This is a genomic window from Sphingomonas bacterium, assembly GCF_903643065.1.
Classification (GTDB): Bacteria; Pseudomonadota; Alphaproteobacteria; order Sphingomonadales; family Sphingomonadaceae; genus Sphingomonas.
This window is the reverse complement of record NZ_CAHJWX010000241.1, coordinates 1-4,437: the sequence shown is the minus strand read 5'-3', so window position 1 is coordinate 4,437 and position 4,437 is coordinate 1. Positions and strand designations below refer to the sequence as shown.

The following is a 4,437-nucleotide window of genomic DNA, read 5'->3' as shown; positions in this document are numbered from 1 at the left end:
GCCGCGCGGGCCCGCCAGCGCGGGCAGCGCGACGCGGGTGAGATGGAGCCAGCGGGCTTCGAGCGCGGGGCGGTCCATGGGCCGGGAGCGCGCGGGCGGGCCGGGCGTTCCCTAGCCGATGCGTTCGCTGCTCGGGCTCACCCCGCTACTCGCCGCCGCCGACGAGCCCGCCCTGCGACCACGCTGGCAGTGGCGAGCTCGAACCGCTTTGCAGAGCCTGGCGCGACGGGAACGCTGGCAATCCTTCTCACCACGCGGCGCGAAAGCTGGAAATCAGCTTGCCCAGATCATTCGTCCGGCTACATTTGCACCGACGAGGCGCAGGGGAGCAGATTATGGAGTTGGCGACCAAGCTGGTCGAGCTGGAGAAGCGAACGTCGCAGCATCGCGAACTGCTGCTGACGGAAGAAGCAGCGAAGACGGCGCTGGTGATGCCGTTCCTGCAAGCGCTGGGATATGATGTTTTCAATCCCGCTGAGGTCATTCCCGAGTTTACCGCCGATGTCGGTGTGAAGAAAGGCGAGAAGGTCGATTACGCTCTGTGCATCGACGGCAAATTATCGATGCTGGTCGAATGCAAGCCATCGTCGGTCGATCTCGACCTGAAGCACGCCAGCCAGCTGTTCCGCTACTTTGCCACGACCGAGGCGCGCGTCGCGGTGCTGACGAATGGCGTTGCCTATCAATTCTACTCGGATATCGATCAGCCGAACAAGATGGACGAGAAGCCTTTCTTTGTCTTTTCCATGGATGCCTTGCGCCGCAGCGACCCGGTCACCTTGGAACGTTTTCGGCGGCACCATTTCGACATCGACGCCATTCTTGCTGAAGCGGGGAGACTCAAGCTCGAATCGCAGATGCGGATCGAGCTCGGCAAGGAGTTTGCCGCGCCATCCGACGAGTTCTTGCGGATGATGGCGGCGCGCGTGCAGCCGGGCGCGCGGTTCACGGCGGCGTTGAAGGATCAACTGTCACCGGTACTGATCGCCTGCATCGCCAGCCTTGTGCGTGATCAGGTCAACCACCGCCTCGCCAGCGCGCTCAATGTCGCCAACCCTGCACCGGACAACGTGCCGGAAGGAACGTCGGACGATATGTCGGTGATGGACGACGGCATCATGACCACCGACGACGAAATCAGCGGCTTCCGCATCGTTCAGGCGATCGCAGCGCGGCACGTCGATCCCAAGCGCGTGGTCATCAGGGACTCCAAGTCCTATTGCGCGATCCTGCTGGACGACAACAATCGCAAGAGCCTGGCGCGACTTCACTTTAACAGCCCTACGACGCGCTATATCGGCGTGTTCACCGGCAAGGTCGAGACGCGTCATCCGGTCAGCGCGCTGACCGATCTGTACAAGTTCGAAGACGCGATCGTCGCGCGGGTGAAGGAACTGGAAGGCGGTGGCGGTTAAGCAACCGCCAAGCGATCAAAGAGAAGCTCAAGTGGTGAACCTTCTCTCACTCTCGTAAAAGGAAAACCATCGGCAGCGCTGCCACAGTTGATGCCACCGTTCTTCTATTAGCTGTCGAACCTGCGTCTCCGCGTTCCCGGAAGAACGACGGAATCCATATTTGACGAGCGCCTGACCCGCCGCGGCGAAGCCGCGTCGTCGGACGGGTTCGGCGAGCCGACCCGCCGGCCGGCCTTGACCGTCTCGCGCGTAGCTGCGCTACCCGCGTGCGGCCTGCGGCTCAGACGTGGATCGCCTTGCCGCGGACCGCCATCGCCGCTTCCTTGATCGCCTCCGAATGGGTCGGGTGGGCGTGGCAGGTGTAGGCGATGTCCTCGCTGGTCGCGCCGAACTCCATCGCCTGCGCGGCCTGGGCGATCATCGTGCCGGCGACGCTGGCGATCGCCCAGACGCCGAGCACGCGGTCGGTCTGCGCGTCGGCGATGATCTTCACGAAGCCGTCGGGCTCGTGATTGGTCTTGGCGCGGCTGTTGCCGGCCATCGGGAACTTGCCGACCTTGACCTCGCCTTTCGCGCGCGCGGCCTCCTCCGTCAGGCCGACGCCGGCCATTTCGGGCCAGGTATAGACGACCGAGGGGATGATCGCGTGATTGACGATACCGTGCTGGCCCGCGATGTTCTCGGCCACCGCGATGCCCTCGTCCTCCGCCTTGTGCGCGAGCATTAGGCCGGGGATGACGTCGCCGATCGCCCAGACGCCGGGAACGGCGGTGTGGAAGTCGTGGTCGGTCTCGATCTGGCCGCGCGCGTTGACGCCGAGCCCGATCTGGTCGAGCCCGAGCCCGTCGGTGTTGGGCCGGCGACCGATCGCGACGAGCACCGCGTCGGCCTGGATCGTCTCGCCCTCCCCGCCCTGCGCGGGTTCGACGGAGACGCTCGCCTTGCCGCCCTGGACGGTGACGCCGGTGACCTTGGTGTCGAGCCGGAACTCCAGTCCCTGTTTCTTGAACACACGGTTGGCATCCTTGCGCACATCGCCGTCGAAGCCGGGCAGGATCTGGTCGAGATACTCGACCACCGTCACCTTGGCGCCGAGCCGCCGCCAGACGGAGCCCAGCTCCAGCCCGATCACGCCGCCGCCGATCACGACGAGGTGCTCGGGCACTTTGGCGAACTCCAGCGCGCCGGTGGAGTCGACCACCACCTCGCCGTCGACGGTGACGCCGGGCAGCGGCGTGACGGCGGAGCCGGTGGCGATGACGATGTTGGTCGCGGTCACGGCCTGATCGCCGACCTGCACGGTGTGCGCGTCGGTGAAGGAGGCGCGGCCCTTGAGCCAGGTCACCTTGTTCTTCCTGAACAGGAACTCGATGCCGCCGGTGAGCTGCTTCACCGCGTCGCGGCGCTGGCCGTGCATCGCGTCGAGGTCCAGCTCGGGCGTGACCTTGATCCCCATCTTCGCCATCGCGCCGTTGGCGGCGGCGTCGAAGTATTCCGATGCGTGGAGCAGCGCCTTGGACGGGATGCAGCCGACATTGAGACACGTCCCCCCCAACGTCTCGCGCGCATCCGCGCACGCGACGCGCAGGCCGAGCTGCGCGGCACGGATCGCGGCGACATAGCCGCCCGGGCCGGCGCCGATGACGAGGACGTCGTAGTTGTTTTCAGCCATTGTCGCCCTTGCCGGGAAGAGGGTGGAAGCGTGTCGTTGTGTCGACGGAGACGAAATAGCCGTCGATCGCCGGGGCGTCTGCCGCGAGAACCCGCAATACCCGCCTTGCGGTTTCATCTGGCGACGGCGGCGGCGAACGCAAGTAGAGAACGCCCGGCGGCGGTACCCGACGTTCGGCGAAGATCATGCGGCCGAAATCGGCGTCGAACGTGACAAGGATTCTTGCTTCCGTCCGAGCGCGGTCAAGCACCGCCTCGTCCGCCGCGGACGGGAAGGTTTCAGAGGCGCTCAACACATCGTGCCCAGCGTCCCGTAGGGCACGCACGAGCAGACCGGGCAAATTCTCATCGGCCAACAGGCGCATCAAGCGACCTTGGATTCGATGATGAACCGCTCCTCCGTCACGAGTTCATGCGCTAGCCCGTACATCGCTCGGAGGTGATCGCGGCTCAGCCGGGGATAGTTCTCGACGATCTGCTCCTCGGTCCAACCCGCCGCGAGAAAGCTGAGGATGATCTCGACCGAGATCCGCGTTCCTTTGAAGATGGGCTTGCCGCCGAGCACGTCCTTCCTGGTTTCGATATGGTCGGTGTAGGTCATGGTCACAGATCGATCAGGAGGCGGGTCGGGTCCTCGATAGCACTCTTCAGCGCGACGAGGAACGTCACCGCCTCGCGTCCGTCGATCAGGCGGTGATCGTAGGAGAGCGCCAGGTACATCATCGGGCGCACCACCACCTGCCCGTCGCGGACCACCGGGCGGTCCTCGATGCGGTGCAGGCCCAGCACGGCGGATTGCGGCGGGTTGATGATGGGGGTGCTCATCAGCGAGCCGAACACGCCACCGTTGGAGATGGTGAAGGTGCCGCCGCGCATCTCGTCCATCTTGAGCGTGCCGTCGCGCGCGCGCTTGCCATAGTCGCCGATCGCCTTCTCGACGCCGGCGACCGACAGCCGGTCGGCGTCGCGGATGACGGGGACGACCAGCCCGCCGGGCGCGGAGACGGCGACGGAAACGTCGGCATAGTCACGGTAGACGATGTCGTCGCCGTCGATCGACGCGTTGACGGACGGCACGTCCTTCAATGCCATGCACGCCGCCTTCACGAAGAACCCCATGAAGCCGAGGCGGACGCCGTGCTTCTTCTCGAACAGGTCCTTGTAGCGGGTGCGCGCGTCGATCACGGCGGTCATGTCGACGTCGTTGAACGTCGTCAGCATCGCGGCAGTGTTCTGCGCCTCCTTCAGGCGCCGCGCGATCGTCTGGCGCAGCCGCGTCATGCGGACACGCTCCTCGGAACGGCCGGCGGTGGCGGCGACGGAGGGGGCCTGCGCCGCCGGCGGGGCGGCG

At 65.7% G+C, this 4,437-nt stretch carries 5 protein-coding genes; 1 reads left to right on the top strand and 4 read right to left on the bottom strand.

Going from position 1 to position 4,437, the window contains the following annotated elements; genetic code table 11:
- Positions 1 to 335 precede the first annotated feature (335 nt).
- A complete protein-coding gene (locus tag HUU95_RS09395; protein ID WP_174279875.1) occupies positions 336 to 1,415 on the top strand; it encodes a type I restriction endonuclease in 1,080 nt (359 codons plus the stop codon).
- 280 nt (positions 1,416 to 1,695) lie between these two features.
- On the opposite strand, the gene lpdA is transcribed toward HUU95_RS09395, so the two are convergent.
- The 4 genes from lpdA to odhB all read right to left on the bottom strand — a co-directional run.
- A complete protein-coding gene (gene lpdA / locus HUU95_RS09390) occupies positions 1,696 to 3,087 on the bottom strand; it encodes a dihydrolipoyl dehydrogenase (protein WP_174279874.1) in 1,392 nt (463 codons plus the stop codon).
- Complete coding sequence (locus HUU95_RS09385) at positions 3,080 to 3,451, bottom strand: DUF5615 family PIN-like protein (RefSeq protein ID WP_174279873.1); 372 nt, start codon at positions 3,449 to 3,451, stop codon at positions 3,080 to 3,082. The genes lpdA and HUU95_RS09385 overlap by 8 nt, the downstream gene beginning before the upstream one ends.
- A complete protein-coding gene (locus tag HUU95_RS09380; RefSeq protein ID WP_174279872.1) occupies positions 3,451 to 3,687 on the bottom strand; it encodes a DUF433 domain-containing protein in 237 nt (78 codons plus the stop codon). Before HUU95_RS09380 ends, HUU95_RS09385 begins: the two co-directional genes overlap by 1 nt.
- A gap of 2 nt (positions 3,688 to 3,689) precedes the next feature.
- On the bottom strand, positions 3,690 to 4,437 hold a 748-nt coding region (gene odhB, locus HUU95_RS09375), incomplete at its 5' end, for a 2-oxoglutarate dehydrogenase complex dihydrolipoyllysine-residue succinyltransferase (RefSeq protein WP_174279871.1).

Excerpts from the sequence above, each read along its gene's own strand:
- HUU95_RS09385 (WP_174279873.1), bottom strand. The coding sequence starts at position 3,451 with ATGCGCCTGTTGGCCGATGAGAATTTGCCCGGTCTGCTCGTGCGTGCC.
- HUU95_RS09395 (WP_174279875.1), top strand. The coding sequence starts at position 336 with ATGGAGTTGGCGACCAAGCTGGTCGAGCTGGAGAAGCGAACGTCGCAG.
- HUU95_RS09380 (WP_174279872.1), bottom strand. The coding sequence starts at position 3,687 with ATGACCTACACCGACCATATCGAAACCAGGAAGGACGTGCTCGGCGGC.
- lpdA (WP_174279874.1), bottom strand. The coding sequence starts at position 3,087 with ATGGCTGAAAACAACTACGACGTCCTCGTCATCGGCGCCGGCCCGGGC.